Source organism: Deinococcus aquatilis DSM 23025 (genome assembly GCF_000378445.1).
Taxonomy (GTDB): domain Bacteria; phylum Deinococcota; class Deinococci; order Deinococcales; family Deinococcaceae; genus Deinococcus; species Deinococcus aquatilis.
In genome coordinates, this window is record NZ_KB899757.1 from 1 (window position 1) to 23,139 (window position 23,139).

A 23,139-nucleotide genomic window follows, 5' to 3' on the forward strand; every position below is an offset into this window, starting at 1 on the left:
CACCATGAAGGTGCACGGTCGGCGAGCCTGGAGTGTCGTGACGCTGGGCCTCCGGAACCTCGTGCGGACATTCGCCCGCATCCATGAGCGTGGGGAGGCGGAAGCCCTTCAACTCATTGGGCTTTTAAAACCCAGCCAGACGCTCAATTTACAAAGTGTCGGGTACTGAGGGGTGTAAGCTGGAGACCTCTCGCCTCAAACAAGCTCCGACTTGTCCCAGGAGGAATCTAGATGACCCGACGACTACTGATCCTCGGAACATTGGCCCTTGCTGCTTGCTCTCAGCCCAGTGACTCTGGAACACCTGCTACCACAGGCAATTACGATCAGATCGACGGTCAATGGAGCCTGGCCGGGCCTCTGACGCCCCAGGCACTCACGGAAGGCATCAATACCCTGGCCTATGAACGTGCCCTCTCGGCCACCAATGCCTGGGGTCCGATTGAGGCCAACCGCAGCAATGGAGAACGCGCCGCTGGAGATGGAGGCCCTCTGACATTGGGCGGCAGGGTCTTTGCTCAGGGCTACGGAGTTCACGCGCCCAGCGAAATGAACTACAGCCTGACCTCTGCCGATGCATCGACGTGTGTGCGCTTTCAGACTCAGGTGGGCATCGACGATGAGGTTGGCAGCCGGGGCAGCGCGGTCTTTCAGGTCTGGGGCGACAACCAGAAATTGTTCGACAGCGGCGTCATGACGGGCGACAGCCCAACGCAGTCTGTGGATGTGAGCCTGAACGGAGCGGCGACCCTGCGCTTGATCGTTACGGATGCGGGCAATGGCAAAAGCTACGACCATGCCGACTGGATTGCTCCCACCATCACCTGCGCTGCTCGGGAACCACTTCAGAGTCAGACGGTGAGTGTCCCAGCCAATATGAGGGCGGCCCCCTTCGATCAGCCGCGTGCCTTGAAGGTGCCCCGGGGAAGCCGAATCGCGGTCGTGGCACGGGTGTCTGGGGCACGTTTCCTGCTCACCCTGCCGGGCGGCGACCTGTTGGTCTCTCAGCCCAGCCAGGGAAAAGTTATCCGTTTGCAGGGCGGGGCAGCGTCCAACGATCCCAAGAACCAGACCATGCTCTTGTCCGGTCTCAACAATCCCCATGATCTGGTGCTTTCCACACAGAATGGTGTCTCATATCTGTACCTCAGCGAAGCCAACCGGGTCAGCCGCTATCCATTACGGGACGGGCTGCCCGATGCCAACGCCCGGCAAATCGTGGTGGACGGGCTGCCGGACGCCAGCCTGCCTGAACTGAAGGGGCAATACAGTCACGCCCTGAAAAACATTGCGCTGGACGGCAGCAAACTCTATGTCTCCATCGCCTCGGCCACCAATGCCGACCCCGCTGATTTGACGGCCACGCCCAAACGGGGCGCAGTGTACGTCTACGCGGCCAACACGCTCAACCAGACAGCCACGTCTGGACGCCTCTATGCTCAGGGCATTCGGAATGCCGAAGGACTGGCGATCGCGCCCGGAACAGGAGACCTCTGGGTGGCCGTGAACAACCGCGATAATGTGGCCTACCCGTACCACAATGATTTCAACGGCGACGGCAGCGATGATTACGGCAAAGTGTTGCAGGACTTCGTGGACAACTATCCACCCGAGGAACTGATCCGGGTGCGCGACGGTGGCAATTATGGCTGGCCGTTTTGCAACCCCAATCCTGCGGGCGGATGGCTCAACATGCCCTTTGACCGCGACGTACAGACGAATGCGGGGGGCAGCCGCCTCGACTGCGCTCAGGCCGACCGGGTCACGGTGGGAATGCCCGCCCACGCCGCGCCTCTGGGTCTGACGTTCTGGACCGGGTCTGCACTGCCTGCCCGGTATGCTGGGGGTGCTGTGGTCGGTCAGCACGGCTCCTGGAACCGCAGCAGTTTTAGCGGTCATGCCTTTGTGCTGTTTCCCAAAACCAGCGGAGGATTGGGGGCCGGAATAGATCTGGTTACTGGCTTTGTCACCGATCCTGTCCAGAAACAGCGCTGGGGCCGTCCGGTAGACGCGGCAGTAGCACCGGATGGGGGGCTGTATCTCAGTGACGATTACAGCGGCACGGTCTATCACCTGACCCCGCCTGCACCGTGACCCGACTCCAGACAGTGACATGTCAGCCGTGGATTCAATGGCATGAGGAGTTCCAAGTGCTCTGGTTGATGGTTGCAGGACAAACCTCTGCCTGCCAGATGGATCAGGCGGAGGCTTAGGCTGGGGCAGAGCCGTCTGTTGGATTGTGTACCGCCGGATAACGGTGTCTTCTACTGATGGGGGCAAAAGTTCGTTGCAAATTCTGAGGCCAGTTCGGTCTGACGAGCTTCGATTGCATGACGGAACATGCTGCCACTCTGAAGATTCTTGAGCGCATCATCTTCCCCGCCTAATGCAAAGGAAAAGTATCCCGTCTGCGTCACCAGTCGGCATCTGTGTCCAGCTGAGACGGATTCCGTACGATTCCCGGAATCCGTCTCTTTTCCTACTCGCCCTGCTCGGATTGAACACCGAAAACCACGGTGTTGAATCGGAACCCGTATGATGCCTGTAGTAAGCAGAGGGATACTGGCTGGGAGCTGAAGAGTTTGCCCTGATATGCGCTGCCATCTCCGGCAACGGCTTTCTGTAAGTCAGTTCGGGTTCATGTCCTTACCAGCAATCAGGCCAGCCTGAAGGTGTAGTAGGTGCAAAGCCCTGACCAGACGGTGAGGGTTTTGTTGCGGCTGGGATCCGGAGCGCCCACCGTGAGGGTCACGCGGCATGGGGTCGTGGCCGCACCGTTGTTGAAGCCACCGCCCGCGCCATTCATCACCATGCTGGCAGTCTGAGACGAGGAAAATACGGTGTCTTTGCCCTGATACTGAACGATGAATTTCCAGTCGTAGGTCAGCGCCTCATTCTGCGGGTTGTCGATCATGGCCTTGGCGGTGTAGCGGGGAGTGTTGACCGTACAGGAGGTCGATGATCTGAAATCGAGGGTGGAACCATTGGTCACTGCATATTCACCGCAGTAAGTACCGCCCAGGGTATACACACCGGAAGTTTTGACGACTGGATACGGGTTGACTGGCGGGGGCAATACGTTGAGCGTCACCGTCTGGTTAGTCACGGCCCCGAAGCTGTCGTGGACGCTGACCCGCACCTGCCGCGCTCCAGTGGCACCGAATTTCACCTTGATGTCGCAGCCGCCACTGGCCGATAGGGTATCTGGGGCGTCTACTGCCCAGGTGGTGAAGTGGCAAAGGTTCGAGCCTGCCGGTTCGTTGGAGTCGGCCACAGCAGCGGACATCAGATAATCCTCGCCCTGATGGGGGTCGCCCGTGGAGAGCACGCGCAGGCTGGGCGGCGGGTTGGTCATGCTCAGCACAAAGCTCAGCTGGGTCGTGGCTCCCGCCGAGTCGCGGGCGGTGACGGTGATGGTGCGGTCGCCCACGCTCTGGAAGGTGTAATCGGGAGAGAGCGGACCGTCTCTGTCTGAGGTCACGGTAATCTGCGGGCAGCCATCTTCGGCATCGCTGGCCGAGTAGAACTCGCCGTTTCCGAAGGTCGGCCCATTGGTGGTACACAGCGCCCTGAAATTCTGCGGCGTTCCCGCGTTGAAAGAGTGTGGCTGGTTGGTCAGGGCCAGCACTGGCGGGGTATTGCTGGAGCGCCCCAGTTCCTTGCTGATGTCGAAGACGGTGGAACTGTAGCTTGCCAGCGTACCCAGAATCGGCAGCTTGACCCGGAATCCCAGCGTGCCTTTCATGAAGCTGTTGACGATCCAGTTGGGGTTGCGTGGATAGGCCACGTCAAGGCTGACCCCGCCCTCCAGCGTCGCCTCCGGCCCGGCCACGTCATAGAGCTTGATGCTCGCCACCGACTGTAGACCCACGCGCGGCTTGAGCGAGCCAGAGAAGTTGGGCGGGTTCAGACTCCCATTGATGCCGAAGCCGGAAATATCCTTCCAACCGTTGTCCTTGGTCCAACGTGCCCCGACCTGCGCGGTGATGGATTCGCTGGCGGCAAAATCAATATGCGCCGTGACCTCGCCGCCCGCCGTCAGATACAGCTCGACCTTCGGAACCAGTACCACCGGCACCGGCCCGATAAAAAAGACCTTGGGCTTGAAATACTGGGTACCTACCCGCACCGCGTCGCTCATCACCCCGTGAAAATCGCCAGTGATGTTCAGACGCGAACTTTGAGAAAAGCCCACACTGGCCTGAAAACTCTTGACGCAGACCGGGGGCAGCTCGAAGCAGGGTTTGATGCCCACATTGACGCCGTAGCCGATGTTGAAGGCCACCCCACCATCGACCCTGATGCTGCCGGTGGCATTCGGCCCCTGGACGGGCAGGAACGTCCGGTTGAAATTCAGGTTGAATCCGTAATTCTCACCGACACCCGCCTGGGGCTTCAGCTCACTGGAAGGCGTGGCGGTCAGGGTGACACCTTCCGCCAGATCCTGTGTGCTGAGAAGATCGTCACCCGTCAACTGGAAATCGGCGTTTAGATCGCCGTCGGTAATGGCGTCGGTGAGGTTGGCCTGGGTGGTGTCAAGCAGAATCTGGCCGCCCTCCGGCCGAATGGCCGTCACCTTGCGGAGGTAGCCGTCAGGCGCGGCGCTGGAGGGTTCGGACACCAGAACGTCGCCGGGTTTCAGGCTGCTGAGTGCCGGAGTACTCTGGGCGAAGGTCAGCACGCCGCTTGCGGAATCGTAGGTGGTCAGGGCATTGCGGGTCGCGGGATCAGCAATCTTGGTCGTGTCGGGAATAATGGCAGAGGAAGTGGGCGACGGGTCGAGTGGAGCGCCGCAGGCGGAGAGCACTCCGGCCAGCAGGATCGACAGAACGGGCAAACGTTTCATGGCAGCGTCCTCTGGTGATGGTCAGAACGGGTTGCGGTTGTTGACGACAGAATCAAGAGGCCGTCCAGTGGGCAGTTAGAGCAGTGGGCTTGACCCGCAGGCTCAGTCACCCTCCTCGGCAATGTTCCCGAAGACTTCCATCAAGTGGAATTCATGGTGTCCTCCTGGCTATCCTGATCCGGCCCGAGGAGCGATTCTCCGCAGCTGGCGCAGTAGCGGGCGTAGGGGCTGGAGATCGGAGCGCTGCACAGTGGACACGCGTCAAGGAGCCAGGTGCCGTCATTGATGCAGTAGTGCTCGGGCGAACTGATCGGCACGGCACGCGCACAACTCGGACACAGCCGGTAATGGAGCGGTGGCCAGCGGCCTGATACGGACTTGCTCTGATTCCCGAACATCCGGGAAAGCACCAGATGTTCGTCCATCGCCGCCAGCCCGTACTCTTTGCTACTCGCTCTGCTCGGATGATTCTCACGAATCATCGCAATTTGGTATGAGTCCTCCATTCGGTGTTCCACAACTCCTCCCACCTCCCCTCTCCCGCGCAGTGTGAGGGGGGCTGGATCGGAAGCGGATCGGATTCTCAGGTGGCGGCGCGTGTAGCGTCAGAGGTCACAGGCAAAGCTGCCAGAGAACCCTTCAAGAAGTCCTCCCAGCGATCCGGCAACGCCTCGCCCACAGCTGAAAAATGCATCCTGGCCTGAGCGTAGGCATGGCTCAGTCCTTTGTGATTCGCCACATTATGCCAAGCCCGCAGGGACAGCTCCAGCGCTTTGAGGTCGTATGGATCGGTGTCGAGAAGCAGTTGGGCCGCCCGCACAGCCTCGGAGGGGTGGCTGGTCAACTGGGCCTTGATCTGTACCCGCAGCGCCTGACACAACGCCTCACGGACAGCCTCAGAACGGCCTTCCAGATTCAGGCTGGCAAACACAGGGCCGCGCCACAACTGGGTATCGCCGTGGGCCAGAAAGGTTTCGGCGTCGCTGGACACGCCTGACCCCAGCAGGTAGCCATCGGTGGTCGTGGTGACCACTCCCGCCCCCAATGTCTCCCGCACCTGATAAACCAGATCGGCCAGCAGCGTTCCTGACCGCGTTTCGGCCTGATCGGGATAGAGCGACTCGGTGAGGCTGAGCCGTGAGACCTCGGCACGTCCCGCGATTCGCGCTTCCAGCAGGGTGGCCAGCAGTTCCTGACGCTTCCGGCCCCGTACTGGAACGGTTCCCGTGTGGGTGGTCAGGCGCATCGGGCCGAGCACTTCCAACCGAACGTTCGGGGCCAACTGAACCTGAGCGGCTGGGTCTGCCGATCCCTGAAGTGAAGCCGCAGATTCCTCGGCCAGCCAAGGAAAGAGGCGCTGGGCCAGACGAATCCCATTTTGAAGCCCCCGCTCTTTGAACCAGTTCAGGTGAAGTCGCGCCAATTCCGGTGAGTTGGTGAGTTGGGCCAGCAGAAGTCCGACCTTATGGCTGTCGTACTGAGACAGACCGCCCTGTGCTCGGTGCAGATGAGCGAGGGCTTCAGCCTTCTGACCGAGCGCCATCCAGGCGGTGCCCAGAGCGCAGTTGATCGCCGCAGCAATGAGCGGGTCCTGATCGGCATCAAGGGCCTTCATCGCCTCCTGTGCCCGGTGCAGGGCGACCTGGGGATCACCGAATTGTGATTCGACCAGACTCATCTGGGCCTGGGCATAGGCCAGATACCGAGCACCGCCGCTGGCGTGGGCACATTCCAGCGCCGCCTGAGCGTGCCGGGTCGCCAGCGCGGCGCTGTACGGAGCCTGACATTCCCGGTGCAGCGCGGCGAGCATGACTTCGGCCTCGACCTGCCAGTACAGCAAGCCAACCTGTGCGTAGGAATCCCGACTCTCCAGCAGCAGCTCTTCGGCGTCGCCGTACTCGCCTGCTTCAAACAGGGCGTCACCCAGAATCAGCTGGGCATGGGCATACAGCCGCGCCTGACCCGCCCCCGCAGCCAGAGTTCTTGCACTGCGGGCATCCGCTGCGGCAGCGAAACTGTCTCCCTGATAGTGCCGCACGTTGGCCCGGTTAAAGTACGCCGAGCCTGCTTTATGCCGCAGCGCATGGGTCTCGAACAGCCTGAGCGCCTCGGTATAGAAGGAATCGGCCTCGGCAAACCGCAGGCGCTGGAACTGGTTATAGCCACTCGCCTCAAGAAGTGCAGCCCGGTCAAGGTAACTCAGATCAGTTCTTTTGAGTGCCTGCTCGGTCAGGGCGTCTGCCCCTTCATGATCTCCGGTGGTGGCCATGCTGAAGGCGACGGCTTTGACCGTTCTCGCCTGCACAGCCCCATGAATGTCTGGGCGGTCCTTCCACAGCCTGACCACCTCGTGATACTGGTCCAGACAATGCCAGACCCTGAGCTGAAGCTCTGTGCCCATCAGACCGGTTCGCCACGCTGCGGGCAGACGCTCCATCAGCGGCCCGACCTCCTTGACTTCTCCAGCCTCAGCCAGGTAATACGCCAGAAGAGAGATCAACTCGTGATGATGGGGCAGCCGAGCCAGAGACGCCCGGACCAGGCGGATGGTTTCCCCCAGATCAAACTCGTACAGTCGAGCGCTGGCCTTGAGCGTGAGTTCGCCCTGTTGATCAAGCGGCGCATGTTCTACCGCCTGAGCTGACAACCGGGCCGCCATCAGGGACTGGCCGAGCGCAAAAAACCGGTCTGCCGCATGGCTCAGTAACTCGAATGCCTGCTGAGCGGTCAGTCCTGCATCACCTATAAGATTCACGACGCGGGGATCGAGGTCTATCTGCTTCAGCGCACGCCGCGCAAAGAGCTGACGGCGATCAGGACTCAGGTGCGCCGATACCGTTTCCCGGTAGAGGGGATGAGCAAATTCACCGTCGATCAGGTGCCCGGTCCGGTGCAAGCTTTCGCAGGTGGCGGCAAATTCTTTGCCTGAGAGTCCAGAAACCTCCCTCCACAGGGGGTCGCTGCATCCTGCTGGCAGCACCGATCTGGCCGCCAACACATCTGCCGTTGCCGACAGGCCAAGCGGCTCCCGCACCGCGAGTTCGATCAGCGCTTCCACAGTCGTGGGGATGACTCGCTGCTGCGGCACTCGCCAGCGCCAACGCCGTGTGTCGTTCCAGAGCAGGCCCTGCCGGGCAAGGAAACGGAAAAATTCAAGGGTGAACAGTGGATTGCCAGCGGCCCGCTCATAGATCCAATCGAGCGCTTCCTGAGGCAGGGCGGCCCCCACCTCGGCATTCAACAACAAGTCGGATTCGGGACGGCTCAGAGGAGAAACTCGAACGGCCTCAATGCCTTCCGGCGGTGGAGTTCGGCTGCTCAGAAGCAGTCCGGCCCCCCGAGTTCGGGCCATACGGGTTGCCAGATTTTGCCAGAGCCGAAGCTGATCGGGTGAACATTCATGTAGGTCTTCGGCATGGATCACCACCGGAGCGCCGAGAGCCAACTGTGAGGTGAGGACTTCAGTCAGCTGCTCTCCAGTGAACCCTTCCTTTCTCTCAAGGCGCTCAATTGACCGTGTAAGCCACGGAGTGGTGTGCTTCGGGCGTGGCAGAGTCAGGACAATCTGTTCAAGGGGCTGGGTTGCCCGGACACTCAACGAGAAACAAGGGGTCGCCCTCAATAGAGCTTGAGCCAGATGCGTCTTGCCGATGCCCGGCTCACCCCACAGACAGACGGCCAGACCCACACGCCGTGCCATCAACCCCCTGAGCCTATTGGCGACATATTGATTCTCACTGTCCACCACAACCTCCTGAAGCCCATATGAGGTCGGTCTGACCCTGAATGGGTTTTGCTCACGTCTGGTGAAGTCACCCCTGCCTGATGCACGCGCCGTTCTGGGATCAGGGGGTTGATGGTGGAAAAACGCCGTTGTCGATTACTACAGTCCTGCTTGAATTGTATTGGAAGATCGCGGGCCAGGTCACAGCTTAATTTTTGAAGACAGAAGTTTCCAGGCGCTCCAGTTCAAAAAATTGCACAGGCCTTCTGGAAGACTGATCCAGGCGGGCACGAAAGTAGCCTGGCTGCGTGCTGACCTCATTTCCTAGACATCAGGTGACCAAGCGTTTTACGTTGTTTGACAGGCAGCACCTTCACAGTAGTGTTCAGATGATCCACCCTCACGCATTGCCGTGCCCTGACCTCCAGCCGACCTCCAAGCGCACGGCGGATAGAGTGGTCAACCAGCGCTGTGGTCTTCCCTAGATATGGGCCAGAAGCGTGGTCAGACGGGTGAGGCGTGGGGGCGCTGTGACCTCATGTTGCGTCCTGCCATTTGTGCAGCTGCCTATATCGGGCCCACTGCGGTCACACATAACGTTATGTGCGGTTCAGGTAAGCTGGCTGAATCATGACCATTTACACGTTTTTCAATCACGCTGGGGGAGTCGGGAAAACATCGGCCACCCGAGATTTTGGATATGAACTGGCGTCCCGGGGTCACCGGGTACTGCTGATCGACTTTGATCCACAGGGCAACCTGACCTCTTTTCTCGGTGCAGACAAATGGAAGCTGGGGCCAGATTCAACGCTCCTGGGTGCCCTTCTTGAGGACGATCCCCAGGGCGTGGTACGTCGTTTGCCTCCAACGATTGATGTGCACGGCCTGTCGCTCTATCCAGCGACCATCGACCTGGCCATCGCGGAGGCACAGTTGATCGCCAAACTGGGGCGCGAGCGGCGGCTGGCCAATATTTTGACCCAGTTGCCCCAACCCTACGATTATGTATTGATTGATTCACCTCCCAGTCTCGGGACACTCACGGTCAATGCGCTGGTGGCCGCCGACGCCTTGATTGCTCCGGTCGCCACCCGTTTCAAGGCCATTGACGGTCTGCCGGGACTGACGCGCATGGTCAGTGAGTTGGGATGGGTCAAGCCTGGGCTGGGATTTGCCGCCTTTCTGCCCACCATGTACGACCAGCGCAACCGCCACGATTCCGAGGTCCTTGAAATGATTCGTGAACAGCTCCGGTCTCTGGCTCCAGTCCTGCCTGCGGTTCGTTACCGGGCAGCCGATCACAATGATGCCAGCATGAGTGGTCAGCCTGTGCAGGTCTACAAGCCTGGGAGCGAGGCTGCCCGGGATATGGCTCAGGCGGTCAGTGCCTTCCTCGCCCTGGAGGGTGTGCCGTCGTGAGTGGCCGTAAAGAGCGCCCCAAACTTCAGATCGGGCCTCTAATTGCAGCTCAGCATCCCAGCGAATTGATGTCCGGTTTCACTGGAAGCCAGGTTCCGCTGGCTCAATCCGACCTCGCTCTTGAGGTCATTCGGCCAAGAACCCAACAGCCTCGACGATTTTTCAATGTCGAAACTATGGCGCGGCTGACGGAAAGCATTCGTGCACACGGAATTTTGCAACCGCTCTCAGTTCATCAGACGGTAGAAGGCCGTTATGACCTCATCTCCGGTGAACGGCGTTTGCGGGCAGCCCAGGCAGCAGGTCTGTCGGTCGTTCCGGTCAAAATCTTTACTGGATTGAATGAGCGGCAGATTCAGCAGCTCGCCGCCATCGAAAATCTACAGCGTGAAGACCTCAACCCAGTTGATGAGGTCGATGCCGTGCTGGACATCCTGGGAGCTGAGCTTGATGTGCCGCGTGCCCAACTGACGCCGAAGCTGGAGCGCTGGAAATCCATGAAAATGCGCGATCCTGCCCTCGGACGGGCCAGCGAACAAGACAGAGAAGCCATTGCCAAACTTGAGACCCTCTTCCGTGGGCTTTCCAGGGGTGAGTGGGCCTCATTCGTCGCCAATCGTCTTCCTGTCCTGCGGCTGCCTTCAGAACTTCTGGAAGCCGTTCGCGAAGGCCGGATCGAATACACCAAAGCCATTGCCCTCCGCCGGGCACCAGAACCGTTGCGGTCAGCCCTACTTGGTCAGGCCCACGCCCTGTCTGTGCAGCAGCTCCGGCAACGGGTCAGAGAGGACACCCCCATTCCTGAGGTTACCGAAACGCTGACTCAGGCTCTGAGCACCCTGCGGGGCCTCCTCAAGCCGGAACGCCTGACTCAGCTCAGTTCAGTCGATCAGGGCCAACTGGCCCGGTTACTGACGGAAGCTTCCACCCTGCTCGAACAGGGGCAGAGTTTGAAGCAGGAGGGGCAACCCTCTTCAAAGAAGGCGTATCGCCAAAAGAAAGAGAGGCCAGCACGGTAAGCGCTTTATGAACTTCAAACGAACCCTCCGCTCCTCCTTCTCAGTTGGCCGATGATTCCAGTCGGTAGTGTTCAGAGTGGAGATTTACTTCTCCGCTGTTTGCCGTTTGTCAGCAGTATCAGAGACGCAGGATCGGCACAAAGGTCACGGTCCAGAGACACATTGGGAACGCCTCCAGGTGGGCCGCTGGTACGGGGAGACCCAACGCGAGGTCGGGATCGTTTCTCAGACCGCGGTCTGGTCTCACACTGGCCTCCCACCCCTTTCGGTGCGCTGAGTTGTAACCCGTGATCCCAAGGGCAAGTTCTGCACTCAGGCTTTGCTCTGCACGGACCTGTTGCAGACTCCCCTCCAGATCCTGGAGTACTTTGTGCAGCGTTGGCAGCTCGAGGTCACCTTTGAGGAGGTTCGGGCACACTTGGGTGTGGAAACGCAGCGGCAGTGGAGTGACCTCGCCATGGCCAGAACAACCCCAGCGTTGCTGGGGCTGTTCTCACTCGTGACCCTCATGGCCCACAAATGCTGACAGGGACACGAACCTTGAGTTCGTTGGGCCGCTTGGTACTGACCTGCTCCGGGACACCGGGCCTCCCGTTCGGCATTGACGCTGAATTCGTCAATTCCGGCATAACAGTCGCTTGCCCGGAAACTGCTGGTACTGATGAAAGAGATCGATTGGCTGTCCTGCAAGACTAACTGAAGGGACAAACCCCATCAACCAGGTCAAAACGTCTTTTCTGAGGTGCTGGTTTGGTCGGCCATACCTTGATGGTAGATATGGCCCAACCGGGCGGCGTCACCTGGTCATGCCGGGCAGATGAGATGATTTCAATTTGTTGTATTTGACAACAATCTGGGTCAAGCGTAAAATCTGATCATGACCGTTGTCAAGAACAACAATCTGGAGGAAGCAGTACAGGCAGGCGACCTGCTCCGCACTGTTGCCCGGCTGCACGGTGAGTTACAACTGCGGAACTTCGCCTGCTGCGACGTGCAGTCCAGTACTCAGTGCCATATCCTCACCACCCTGGGCCGCGAAGGAGACCAGACCCTGGCCGCTCTCACCCGCACCCTCAATCTTGACAAAGCGTGGCTCAGCCGCAGTACCGATGAGCTGGTGGCGCAGGGGCTGCTTGAAAAGACGCCGCATCCGCAAGATCGCCGCGCCCTGCTGCTGCACCTCACTTCAGCCGGGCAGCAGGAATACCGTGCTCTGGATACACAGCTCACGGCTCAGTCCAGCCGGGTATTGGCCCGTCTTCCCCAGGGGCAACGGACAGCGGCGCTTCAGGTGTTGGCACAGTTGAATGCTGCCCTGCAAGCCGAACTTGACGGTGAGGACGGTTACGGATGCTGAGCCGCCGGACAAGCCCGAAGGACTGGCCGCAGATCAGGGCGTTGCTTCAGGCCGCCAATTTGCCCCTGGATGGAGCACAGGAGCATCTGGAGACTTTCCGGCTTGTGGAAAGGGCAGGCCATGTCTGCGGGGTCGCCGGACTGGAGATTCATGGAGAGGCGGCGCTCTTGCGCTCAGTGGCAACTGGGGCCGAATACCGCTCTTAGGGTATTGCTGCGGCCCTGATCACTGAACTGATTCAGGCGGCGGTGGCCCTCAACCTCTCGTCCCTCTCCCTGCTGACCACCACTGCTCCAGATTATTTCTCTCGCTTTGGATTTCGGGAGCAGCCCCGCTTCCGTGCTCCAGCAGCCCTGAAAGCTTCCCCCGAATTTCAGGAGGCCTGTCCAACGTCCGCCACGTTCATGACCCTCTCGCTCACCCAGGAGTTTCCGATGACCCAGATCATTCCCGGCCTCACCGATCAGACCTCGACCATCACCCTGCTCAGCGAATTGCGAACCCAGCCCCAGCGGTCTCTGGAATTCTGGCTGCACGGAGAAAGACTCGTACCTGCGGGCTACCACGTGACCGAAGTCAAGGCTGTCACCATTGAAGCCATGGACTGCGGAGGCAAAGCCAACACCTGGCGTGAGACGGTCATTCAACTGATGGACGGCAGCGAGGAGGAGGCCAGAGCAGGTTCCATGACCAACCGCAAATTCCTGGCGATCTATGACCGGGTGGTGCGGCACATTCCGGTGCGGGATGAGGCGGAAGTGCGCTTTGAGTACGGCAACAGTCTGACTCCGGCCATGCAGTATCACGTCAGTCATGTCGAAGCTCAGGCGGAGCGCATGATCGTACACCTGCGGACACCGGGGGTGCAGTGCAAGGCCGGAGACGCCTGTGGCCTGCCCAATACGTCCAGCAGCGACACAGACTGCGCTCCCGAAAGTGGCTGCTGCTCGCCCACACCCGTCCAGTTGATACCCCTGGGCTGATGTCCTGGGTTGCTCGTCAGCGTCTGCTGGTCTGGAGTCTGCTGGCGAGGCAGTTGGGCTGGTCTCGCGTCACATCAGGTGACTGGGCGAGCTGAGCTGGGTTCACTCTTCCATCTGCGCCAATCTGACTGGGTCAATCTGAGTTGTGAGTTCAAGCGGTGGAATGATTCGTCAGGGCTGCTCAGCGTAGTCATAGTCGGTAGCTTTGAATGACCAGGATGTGGAAGCCCCGCCTCGACTGACCGAACCACTGAGCAGGTCGATGTCTTTCAGCGGCGTGAGGTCATCCGAGGCCAGCACTGCCGCAGGAATGGGACGTGGCGGATTGTTGGGGCAGGTCATCATCAACAGGTCCCTTGAGGCCAGACCGAAGCCGTACAGTTCTCCTACCGGCAGGCCAGACATCTTGACTGAGATTCGGGTCACGGTCAGGACACCATCGGTCAGGACAAAGGTGCCGTCTCCCCGGCAGGCACCCTCAGAGGCGTTCACCGTAACGTTGCCCGCCGCAGTGTAGGTCAGGACATCCACCTGATTGCCCTACCGGGCGTCGTTCTGCAGTATCCAGATCACAGTGGTCTTGCTGCGGATCAGGCTTTCAGGCGTTTTGAAGGTGTACTCCACCGTCCCCTCGTACTCTTTCACCGGCCCCAGACACCTGTCCAAGCGGGTTTTGAGCTTTTTGACTGCCGATTGATCCAGAAACGCATTCCTGTCCCGCACCAGCGTGGAGAGGAATTGCTTGGCCTGTAGGCTGATCTTTTTGGACCTCCCGCTCTCACAGACCAGGGTCATGGCCTCCAGAACTTTCATCGCCACCCTGACATAAGCTTTTGTGGCGACTTTGGTCCTGGATGCCAGAGCGTTGGTGGGCAACTGGGCAACGGCGTTCAGAACCTTCTGCGCCTCTCCAAGAGCGGCGAGCTGTTGATCCAGTGTCTTGGCGTTGTCCAGTAGTTTCGTGATCCGTTTCAGTTCAGCCTCACCTGGGCCAGTGATGACCGGGCCTACCACCTGCGCCTGCGCCCTGTTCCAGAGAGAGCTGGAGGGCGTGGGACACAGAGCTCCACTGAGCCAGGCCACCAGAAGCGCGTGCCGCTGCCAGCCACCTGACTTTCTCCGGGTGTTCTCCGCTGCTTCCCGCGCTGACACCTAAAGGCCCAGCCCTTTCAGGACGATGACTGCCAGTCCTCTGGCGAGCGTCGTCAGCTCCTCATTGCCGTCATCTGCGCCGTTCTGGGCAATCCCGATGATCAGTGCGCCAGTCATCACCGAGGTCTCGTACATCGCCTGTATCTCGGCAGGCTTGAGCTTCATCACGCCGCTGTCAATCAGGAGATCATTGAGCCCGCGCTGCAAACTGGCGATTTCTGCATCGGTCAATTCGCTGCCTGTGCTGACCTGGAAGCTGAGGCCGATCAGGAGGGTCAGACCCGCCGCCAGATTGTTCTTACGAAAGTCTGGAAGCTGTTGTGCGGCCCTGAACAGATTCAGGCAAAGCGCCGCCATCTGCCGCTGGTCGTCGATCTTCTGCACCATGGCGGCGCAGTTTTTCTGCTGGGTAGGACTGCCCCGAAAAACAAAGTCGGTTCTGACCAGAGGGTACTTGTAGGTCGGGGGGGTCGCCCGAGGAGAGAGGGCCTGTTTCACCGCCTTCGCCGTGAAATCCGGCTGGACGGTGGCTGCCACGTAGCCGACCGAACGCTGCGCGAAGGTCCTGTAATCCTGAAACGAGGGCGTGAAAAACTGGGCCTGTCCACCGGAGGCCAGGAGAACGGCCAGCGCTGCTCCCATCACCTTCCGCCTGAATACTCTCCCCATGTTGGCGCCTCCAGACAGGCCTGGCCGGACATCCTGCGGGTGCTGATGGTTTCGCGGATAGCTCTGCCCTGGTTTCAAAGAGACCCAGCGTTCCTCCTGACATGGCGAACCTGTGAATTGCCTGATGCACGTTCATCAATTGTCTTTTGGCTTATTCGTTCTGAAAGCGTCTGACCACAAATCACTCGGCAGGCGATGGGGTTTTCAACCGTGGTCAGGCGTCCGTTGTGACCAAGAACTGGGCGAATTTCACGAAAAGGGAAGGCCAGCCTGTACAGGACTCTGTTGAATTCCGTACAGGCTGGCCGGGTTCCGTCCATTTCTGTCACATCCCATCCCCGAGAGCTGCAGTGGGTCATCGCGCTGTTCTACCGCTGTTGAGGCCGCCTCCAGGACATTCCGTCATGTACGCGGAATGTCCCGGAAAGCGCATTACTCGGCGGCAGGCAGAAGCTGAGAGGTGTCGGAGCTGACTTCTGGGACGTGTCCCCGCCGTTCAGACCACAGGGCGTAGCCCAGTCCGGCCAGCGCCACACCCACCGGAACCGCCGCCAATCGCTGGAATTGGTGTGGCAACAATGCCGCGGCTGGGGTCAATATGGCCGCAGCAGCCAGCAGACCGCCTGCCCAGCGCGGCAAGATGCCTGCCCGGAAGGTGGCGATCCCAAAGAGAAGACCGCCGAGCATATACAGTCCTCCAGCAAGTGCGAACATGGTGGGAAAAAATCCGAGGTCAACGGGGCTGGTTCTTCCCGCCGCGACCCCCAGAAAGCTATCCACATAGGTCGGGGCAGCGGTGATCAGGGGCGGCAGGATAAATGTTTCAGCAAAGACATCGGCGTAGGTGATGGCCCAGGCGAGGCCAAACACTAGGAAGCCCACCAGACCGAGCCAGCCAGTCCTGTTCGCCTGCCGGGCATAGATCCCGACCAGGCCGAGCAGCATCAGGAGGCACATCAGGGTTTTCAGATAGGTGATGACATTCCACAGCCCGGTGCCCACAGACGACACGACGTCCGGAGGATGGATCGGCTGGATGCCCGCGAAAATGATTCCGGCCACCATTGCGGATAGACCGCACCAACGGATGAGACTTGCAGTCGTAACTCGCATATTGATTCCTTTGATCTCGGAGTGACTTCGTGGTCGCGGACTTGCCCACGGCCATCGGGGACGGCGATGGCAAGGCGGCGCTCTTAAGGGCGATGTGCTGAAATCCGCATGTTAGGTTCTGTGCTCCTTGTCCTCCTTTCCCGGATGAGGGCCAGTACAGTCAGATCCGGTCTCCGGTGTCATCGGCGCTCTGTAGTTCAGGCGAGTCACTGCGATCAGGGGCAGTCCCAGATCGCGCACGGTCCTCAGCAGGCCATGCAGCGCGGCCTGATCGATCACCACACCAGACAGAGTGGTGGTGCCGTCCTGTTCGTGTGTAAAGCTCAGCCCCAAAAATCGAGTCGCCCACCTTTGATCCAGGTGTCCCTGAAGGCGAATCTCGTAGTGTGAGGTTCCAGAGCGGTTTCCAGTCGATTCAAGTTCTGTCTTCACCCGCTTCATTTGTTCACCTCCTTCAAAGGTCGGTGCAGAGGAGGAATCTCCAGGCCGATGCGCGTGTTCCTGTCCTCGACCAGACCGTACCCGGCAATGTGGTGAGCCGTCATCACCAGACGTGGTGAGTCATCTGCAGGGGAGTCGGGCGAGGGGAGATTCAAACCACCTCTCTGCTCACAGGACAACACTGTCAGGCTGTCCAGTTCACTTTTGGTCTGCCGTCTGTCTGGAGAGGGCAGAAGTCACGCCTGCTCTAGAACAGTCCGAGTTCCTCGGCGCGGCGGACGGCTGCGCGGCGGGTATTGACGCCGAGCTTGCTGTAGATGTTTTTGGTGTGCGTCCGCAGGGTATTCAGGGACACGGAGAGCGTGCGGGCCAGTTCTGGGCCACTCAGTTCGCTTCGCAGCAGCCGCAGCACCTCAAGTTCGCGTTCGCTCAGGGGATCGGATATACCCTGGTCGGTGGGCCTGGTCTTCCCCGTGTTTTCAGAGGCGCTCAGCAGTTGCCGGACAGAATTTGTAGCGCTTCCCTGTAGCTCGAGCTTTCTCAGCAGGGCGGTCATGGGTGCGCCCTCATCGACAAAAACCCGGACGTAACCTTCCGGTTCTGCCAGGGTCAGGGCACGCCCCAACAGGGCAAGAGCCGCCGGAAGATCGCCCTGTTTCTGGAAGGCCAGCGCCCGCAACGCCAGAATCTCGAGGACACTTCCGCTCCGCTTTCCCTGCTCTGCTGCGCTCTGGAGCCTGTCCAGAAGGCTCAGGGCATCGTTGATTGGGCGATCCGTCTGGGCGCGTTGTGCCTGGGATGGTTGTAAGTGGGATGGTTGTGGCTGGGCCAGCAGCAGCCTGACCAGGGTGAGGTGCTCAAATTCGCGGAGGTAGCTCAGGTCGCCTTGGACGGACAGCTTTTGCTCCTGTGCCCAGGCCAGCGCGTCTTGCCAGCGGCCCTGCCTGAGCCACACCCGCGCCTTCAGGGCTGCGATGGGCCGCACATTCGGAAACAGGTCGCTCACATACAGGCTCTGGGCCTCGTCCAGCAGGGTCGATGCGCCGTCCAGATCTCCCTCGGCCTCCCGCAGCCGGGCCAGGACAACACACCAGCGAAATCCATTCTGCGGCAGCCCTGCAAATGCCCCCAGTTCTCGGCTGATCGAGAGGTGCTGTGCGGCAGCCTCCAGTTCGTTCCGCTCATGGTGCAACTGGCTCAGGCCCACGTGCATGTCTGCTGCTCCCCGCAACACCGGTGCGCCCTGCTCACCCGTCAGTTGCAGGCCCTGACGAAAGGTGCTCATGGCCGCGTGCAGATGACCCTGCGCCACCTGAATCTCTGCCAGGGCCAGGGCACAGCCGACGGCGTCCGAACGGTGGCCCGCCCGGTGCAGACTGGTCACGGCGTCCTCATACGACTGCTGAGCTGCGCCCAGGTCTGCGTCTGTCCAGAAGGCAAGTCCCAGGAGTCCGGCCGCCGCCCCGCGCCGCAGATGATCTTGCTCCGAGCTGAGTTCGAGTGCCCGCCGCGCGTGAGTCAGGGTGCCGCCGACGTTGCCTGAAGAGAGGGCTATGGCGGCGCGGTAGAGGGCAATCGAGCCAGCCAACCCCTGAAATTCTTCCTGATCCACGACCACCATCTCGGCAGCTGCGTTGCCTGCCGACCGACCAGTATTTGCCGTGTCCAGCCATCTCTCGGCGTCCAGCAGGCGGGCCTCCGCGCCTTCCAGCTGTCCAGTCATCACCAACGCTCCGGCGTAGTACACGTTGAGCACGGGGCGTTCGCGCACAATCCGGGCAGGAAGAGCCTCCAGCCAGGCGAAAGCGGTGGCTTCCTGCCGGCTCCGGCGCATGGCGGGTATAGCCAGTTCGATCAGCTGCGCCGCGTGCTCGAAATCCTCGGCGGCCAGCGCGTGCCGGATCGCATCGGTCATCAGGCCGTTTTGCTCGTACCACCTACTCGCGCGTCGGTGAAGCGCCGCGACCTGCTGGGGCTGCTGCGTCTTCAGGTCAACTGCGAGCACCTCACCGAAAAGGTGGTGGTAACGAAACCAGTGCCGTTGATCATCCAGGGCCACGACAAAAGCATTGCCCCTTTCCAGAGCCGCCAGCCGTGCATGGCCGCCCTGCTGCTCGGTCACGGCGTCGCACAGGGGGCCACACAGCCGGTCCAGAATGGACGTTTCCAGCAGAAATCGGCGGACGGGTTCAGGCTGAAGGCGCAGCACCTCCTCGACCAGATAATCCACGATGTAGCGGTGGTCTCCGGCAAACCTGCGGATAAATTCCGGCACATCTTCCCGGCCCCGCATGGAAAGGGCGGCCAACTGGAGACCTGCAATCCAACCTTCCGTCCGGTTCTCCAGCGTGGTGATGTGGGTCGCCGTGAGGCCAAGCCCCATCATTCCATTGAGAAAGTCGGCTGTTTCGGTAGCCGTGAAGCGCAGATCGGCGGCCCGCAGTTCGGTCAATTCTCCCTGGGCACGCCAGCGGGCAAGAGGCAACTGGGGGTCTTCGCGCGTCGACAGGATCAGGTGCAGGGTTGGGGGCAGATGCTCCAGCAAAAATAACAGGGCGGCGTCCACAGGCTTGGCGTCTATTCGGTGGTAATCGTCTAGCACAAGCACCACCGGGGCGCGGAGCCGGGCCAGTTCGTGCAGCAGAGCCGCCAGGGCGGATTCGGCGGAGGGCGGTTGAGGGGAACGCAGCGCACCCTCCACTCCTTTTCCCAATTCCGGCACCGCAGTCTGCAAAGCGGCTGCCAGCGCCAGCACAAAGAGTGTCGCATCGCTCTCGGCGGCGTCCAGCGACAGCCAGGCAACCGGTTGACCGGAGCCTGCGGCCCATTCACTCAGCAGGGTGGTCTTGCCAAAGCCTGCCGGGGCAGAAATGAGCGTCAGCTGGTGCTTTGTGCCTTCATCGAGCCGCTTCGTTAGGTGCGGACGGCTGACCCGGTCAGGCCGGAGTGGGGGGCAGTGCAATTTGGTGGCAAAGAGAGACGTGTCTCCACTATAGGCGGCGCGTCCGGTACCGACTGCATGCCGGGGTATCAGGCCGAGCGCTCACCAGAGCAGGGGCAACGGGCGACTGTCCCCATCTGATGTCAGGTATTCGGTTTCATTTCGTGGTCATCCAACATCAAAACTCAGCCGCCGAGCATTTGCACCGTTCTTGCCTCTTTCCTTTACGTAAACCTCAAGCTAGATTGCCCCGTATGGCCCGGCAGACCACTTTGTGCTCAGTTGCCGAGCACGAGGGTCCACGAGTTGGGCACGGACTGACCCTCGACCTTGCGGGAGCGTCCGCGGGCCATGACGGCCAGGACGCGTTGCCGGGAGCCTTCGTCATCTCCTGGGGCGGCGTCAGGAAGTGTCAGCCACAGGCGTTCGAGGTGGAAGAGGCTCTGCATGCAGCGGATGAGGTCTTTGGGACGCACGCTGCCGTTGGGGTGGAGCTTGAGGCCCAGAGCGCGGGCCAGTTCACCGGGTTTGATGGTGATGGGGGTAAACAGGTCGTGCCGGTCCTGTTCGAGGGCCTTGGCCGTGAGCAGCCGCCACACGTCGGAGGTGCGGGGATCAAGGGTGCGCAGCTGCTGGCGCAGGATGTCGGCTCCGGTGTTCTCCTCGTAGTAGTTGAGGGTCAGGCCGTCCTCGAAGGCTTCCCGGTACTGCAGGGAGGCGTCGTTCCAGCCGTCGGGGCCGCGGGTGGCCCGGTCGATCAGGACGCTGGGTTTGTTGGCGAGGGTGAGCAGGTAGGGCTGATTGGGGGTGGGATCGGCCCCCGGGGCAGCGGCGGGGGCCACGACAGCGGGAAAGTGTCCAGCGGCTACCCCTGCACGCAGCACCCACTGCCAGACCTTGCTGGGGAGGCGGTAGTAGGTCTGGAGTGGCTGTATGTACAGCACACGCTCCCGCCAGAGTTGTTTTTCACTGCTGTTCCCCGCCCGAACGCGGCTCTCGCCCAGGAGTGCGCTGACTTCCTCTGGAGAAACAAGTTGGCCATGCTGTTCGGCCCACTGCACGGCGGCCCAGCCCTGGTAGACGGCCTTGAGGTCCTCCAACAGTGGCCCCCGGTCAGGGAAAACGTCAGGCAATGGATCGGGGTGTTGGAAACGGGCCGACCAGTCCGTGACGAAACGGCGCATCTCCGCAGCAGGGGGGGTTTTCTGCCGGGGCATAGGCGCATTGTACGGGGTGAGGGGACAAGGGAAGGCTGCAGGCTCAGCTCAGCCTCTGTGAGCTCTGAGCATCCTGGTCAGAGACCTACAAAACCCTTGCAGCTCAAGAAAATGTGCTGACCGCTGTGACGTTGTGGTTCCACATTTCCAGACCATCTGGAGCCGTTTGGCCCTTGACCGTCTTTCAGGGCCGCGCCATGCTGAATGGGATGACCGTTATGCCCCCCTTTCCTCATGCCGAGCTGCGGAATCAGCAGGCATTTGAGACGTGTGTGGCGACGACGTTGCAGGTGTTGGCGGCGATGGAATTTGCTCCAGCACTGCACCATACGCAGCCGACCCGGGAGACGCTGTTGGCGTTTAGCACGGAACTGGATCGGCATGCGTTGGAGATTGCGGCGTTGGCGGGGGAACGCTTCTTGGACTTGCCGGCGCTGGGGCAGGCTTGGTATGAGCGCCTAGTGGTGGAACGGGATGAGCCGCTCCAGGCCGCGTACCATGCGCTGCATTCGGTGGCGTATCTGGGACTGGCGGGTGGGTCAACGACCGCGCTGCTGCTCTCGGCGGTGGGTTACGCATTACGAGTGTTGGCCCAGCGAGAAGGCCGCGTCTCTCATTGAGTTCTCTGGGTTTTCTCAATCCCCAAGGAGTCTGGAGCGGTTTTATGCCGTGCTCTACGGTGCTGGAGAACGGACGGGATTTCAGGCATTTAATCCTGATTGGTCACACCTCAAATAGCGTTTCTTGCGTGCGGAATACATACTTTCCGCATACTTGGTTGCGGCTCGTGCGGCTCAACATCTCTTCGTGGTCTTTGAGCGGACGGCGTTGAGTTCAGGGCTTCAGGTCGTTGAGATGAACTTTGGTTCAGGGGGGCGGTAAGCGACGCTTGGTAGGGCTTATTGGAAGGATTTTTCCACTCCGGAAAGCCAGCGCACTCTCAATCTAATGTTGTGCTCATCAGCTGCCTGAGTCACACAAGTGTCAGAGCCCCGGAGGATCTATCGCGTCGGCTTAGACACGTATGCACCCTGATGCCGGGGTTGTAGTCTGCCGCTCCATCTTCCACAGGGTGCTGGTTCAACCCATCCTCAGACGTTCGTTTTTTGGTTGTTTTATTGAGGGAATGAAACTGAGATTTCCTGCGCTCGTCCCAGCGCCGTCCTTGCCTTCCCCTGCCTGCTTCCTCAACCCTTGGCCCTCGCTCCGGCTTGAGCAATGCGTAGGTGTGTTCCAGGTGTAGACCAGGTAGACAGGCAGCCCGCGACTTGGCACCGAGGCCTGAGCTCTACTCTTAGGCACCTAGGAAAGCCATTTTGCGTCCAGCATGGACAAAATCTGCTTGCTCTAAAAAAGAGCACCACTATTTCAGGGTCTAAACCGAACTTCGGCAGGGTCGGATGCCGATAAACTCGGGGTTTGCAAGGGGCTAGCCGAACTTCAGCAGGGTTGGGTGTCAATGCCGGAGCTCGGCACCCTTATGTAGCTTCCGGGCCTCGACTTTTTTTCGCGCTTCCAGACGGCTTCTTTTTGGTGCTCTGTTGACGCAATTTTGGATTTTCAAAAGGTTCGTATTTTTGGTATTCCAAGTGATCAATCTCAGCCAAAATCGCTTGCGACTCCCGGATTCTGTCCTCCATTTTAAGACATCGGGAGGATAAATGCTTTCTAGTTTTTCGGAGGTAGCGCTGGTAACGCACAGTGGTATCGGAGGGGAAGGTGAAGGCCTGAGGATTTTCAGGCAGAAGGTCGAGGCGTCCTGCCTGCGCGAGTGCGTTGGCGTGGAGTCGTTCCTCGCAATCACGCTGCACTTCCTCCAAGCCCACAAGATGTTGAGCCAAGTCTTTTGCACTCTTTGTCTGGAGAGTGGCTAGGCGGTGCTCATCATGGCGCGGCGAGCTTTTTGGACCTGAGGTCCAATTGAGGTAAAGACGCAGGTCAGGCTCAATGGTTGGAGGTGCCTTGCCTCGAGCTTCCGCCAGGAGCGCGGCTACTCTGGGATTGAGCCGTAAAGTGGTTTCGGCTACGCGGCGTTTGCCGTCCGTCAAGTCGGACACAGCTTTGATCACGTCTAGTACAGCGTTCAATTAATACGAATGGTTTCATAGTGGTGTCCAAGGGTTCGTCGCGCGGCCTGAGTTGAGAACTGCCAGTTGAGCGTGATGGCCGCACGTTCACGCGCGGCGACCCACGCCTCGACTTCGGAACGAAGTCGTTCCAGCGAAGGAATCCGCCGATGTAAACACTGCCGCTGAAGA

Annotated in this window: 16 protein-coding genes; 6 read left to right on the top strand and 10 right to left on the bottom strand. The window is 60.2% G+C overall.

The features are described 5' to 3' along the window. The first annotated feature begins 231 nt into the window (after nucleotides 1–231). Nucleotides 232–2,094, top strand: a complete 1,863-nt coding sequence (locus tag F561_RS26430) for an NPCBM/NEW2 domain-containing protein (protein WP_083922604.1) — start codon at nucleotides 232–234, stop codon at nucleotides 2,092–2,094. Between the two features lie 562 nt (nucleotides 2,095–2,656). On the opposite strand, the gene F561_RS0121985 is transcribed toward F561_RS26430, so the two are convergent. After that, a complete protein-coding gene (locus F561_RS0121985) occupies nucleotides 2,657–4,846 on the bottom strand; it encodes a hypothetical protein (RefSeq protein WP_020621309.1) in 2,190 nt (729 codons plus the stop codon). A gap of 583 nt (nucleotides 4,847–5,429) precedes the next feature. Next, the gene (locus tag F561_RS0121995; protein WP_019012128.1) at nucleotides 5,430–8,198 is read right to left on the bottom strand and encodes an ATP-binding protein; all 2,769 of its coding nucleotides are present in this window, start codon (nucleotides 8,196–8,198) and stop codon (nucleotides 5,430–5,432) included. A 1,002-nt stretch (nucleotides 8,199–9,200) separates the two neighbouring features. Between F561_RS0121995 and F561_RS26435 the strand changes: the two genes are divergently transcribed. The 4 genes from F561_RS26435 to F561_RS0122025 all read left to right on the top strand — a co-directional run bounded on the left by F561_RS26435 (nucleotide 9,201) and on the right by F561_RS0122025 (nucleotide 13,348). Next, nucleotides 9,201–9,989, top strand: a complete 789-nt coding sequence (locus F561_RS26435; RefSeq protein WP_019012129.1) for a ParA family protein — start codon at nucleotides 9,201–9,203, stop codon at nucleotides 9,987–9,989. Next, complete coding sequence (locus F561_RS26440) at nucleotides 9,986–11,008, top strand: ParB/RepB/Spo0J family partition protein (RefSeq protein WP_157452100.1); 1,023 nt, start codon at nucleotides 9,986–9,988, stop codon at nucleotides 11,006–11,008. Before F561_RS26435 ends, F561_RS26440 begins: the two co-directional genes overlap by 4 nt. Before the next feature lie 877 nt (nucleotides 11,009–11,885). After that, nucleotides 11,886–12,365 carry a MarR family winged helix-turn-helix transcriptional regulator gene (locus tag F561_RS0122015; RefSeq protein WP_019012132.1) on the top strand — a complete coding sequence of 160 codons (480 nt, stop codon included), beginning with the start codon at nucleotides 11,886–11,888 and terminating at the stop codon, nucleotides 12,363–12,365. Between the two features lie 434 nt (nucleotides 12,366–12,799). Continuing rightward, nucleotides 12,800–13,348 (top strand): DUF6428 family protein, encoded by a 549-nt coding sequence (locus tag F561_RS0122025; RefSeq protein WP_026299140.1) that lies wholly within the window; start codon nucleotides 12,800–12,802, stop codon nucleotides 13,346–13,348. A 171-nt stretch (nucleotides 13,349–13,519) separates the two neighbouring features. On the opposite strand, the gene F561_RS0122030 is transcribed toward F561_RS0122025, so the two are convergent. The 7 genes from F561_RS0122030 to F561_RS27505 form a co-directional block, all read right to left on the bottom strand. After that, a complete protein-coding gene (locus tag F561_RS0122030) occupies nucleotides 13,520–13,879 on the bottom strand; it encodes a hypothetical protein (RefSeq protein ID WP_019012135.1) in 360 nt (119 codons plus the stop codon). A gap of 9 nt (nucleotides 13,880–13,888) precedes the next feature. Continuing rightward, nucleotides 13,889–14,362, bottom strand: coding sequence for a hypothetical protein (locus tag F561_RS0122035; RefSeq protein ID WP_019012136.1), 474 nt, complete (start codon nucleotides 14,360–14,362; stop codon nucleotides 13,889–13,891). A 138-nt stretch (nucleotides 14,363–14,500) separates the two neighbouring features. Then, complete coding sequence (locus F561_RS0122040) at nucleotides 14,501–15,169, bottom strand: DUF6683 family protein (RefSeq protein WP_157452101.1); 669 nt, start codon at nucleotides 15,167–15,169, stop codon at nucleotides 14,501–14,503. Nucleotides 15,170–15,601: 432 nt separating this feature from the next. Next, nucleotides 15,602–16,234 carry a hypothetical protein gene (locus F561_RS0122045; protein WP_019012138.1) on the bottom strand — a complete coding sequence of 211 codons (633 nt, stop codon included), beginning with the start codon at nucleotides 16,232–16,234 and terminating at the stop codon, nucleotides 15,602–15,604. Between the two features lie 159 nt (nucleotides 16,235–16,393). Then, the gene (locus tag F561_RS26455; protein ID WP_211214850.1) at nucleotides 16,394–16,723 is read right to left on the bottom strand and encodes a hypothetical protein; all 330 of its coding nucleotides are present in this window, start codon (nucleotides 16,721–16,723) and stop codon (nucleotides 16,394–16,396) included. A 247-nt stretch (nucleotides 16,724–16,970) separates the two neighbouring features. Continuing rightward, the gene (locus F561_RS0122060; protein ID WP_019012141.1) at nucleotides 16,971–19,685 is read right to left on the bottom strand and encodes a winged helix-turn-helix domain-containing protein; all 2,715 of its coding nucleotides are present in this window, start codon (nucleotides 19,683–19,685) and stop codon (nucleotides 16,971–16,973) included. A gap of 257 nt (nucleotides 19,686–19,942) precedes the next feature. Continuing rightward, nucleotides 19,943–20,881 (bottom strand): hypothetical protein, encoded by a 939-nt coding sequence (locus F561_RS27505; protein ID WP_157452102.1) that lies wholly within the window; start codon nucleotides 20,879–20,881, stop codon nucleotides 19,943–19,945. A 209-nt stretch (nucleotides 20,882–21,090) separates the two neighbouring features. Here F561_RS27505 and F561_RS0122070 point away from each other — a divergent pair, with 209 nt between their 5' ends. After that, nucleotides 21,091–21,501 carry a hypothetical protein gene (locus F561_RS0122070; protein ID WP_157452103.1) on the top strand — a complete coding sequence of 137 codons (411 nt, stop codon included), beginning with the start codon at nucleotides 21,091–21,093 and terminating at the stop codon, nucleotides 21,499–21,501. Between the two features lie 858 nt (nucleotides 21,502–22,359). On the opposite strand, the gene F561_RS29250 is transcribed toward F561_RS0122070, so the two are convergent. Next, a complete protein-coding gene (locus F561_RS29250; RefSeq protein WP_157452104.1) occupies nucleotides 22,360–22,950 on the bottom strand; it encodes a hypothetical protein in 591 nt (196 codons plus the stop codon). Between the last annotated feature and the right edge of the window lie 189 nt (nucleotides 22,951–23,139).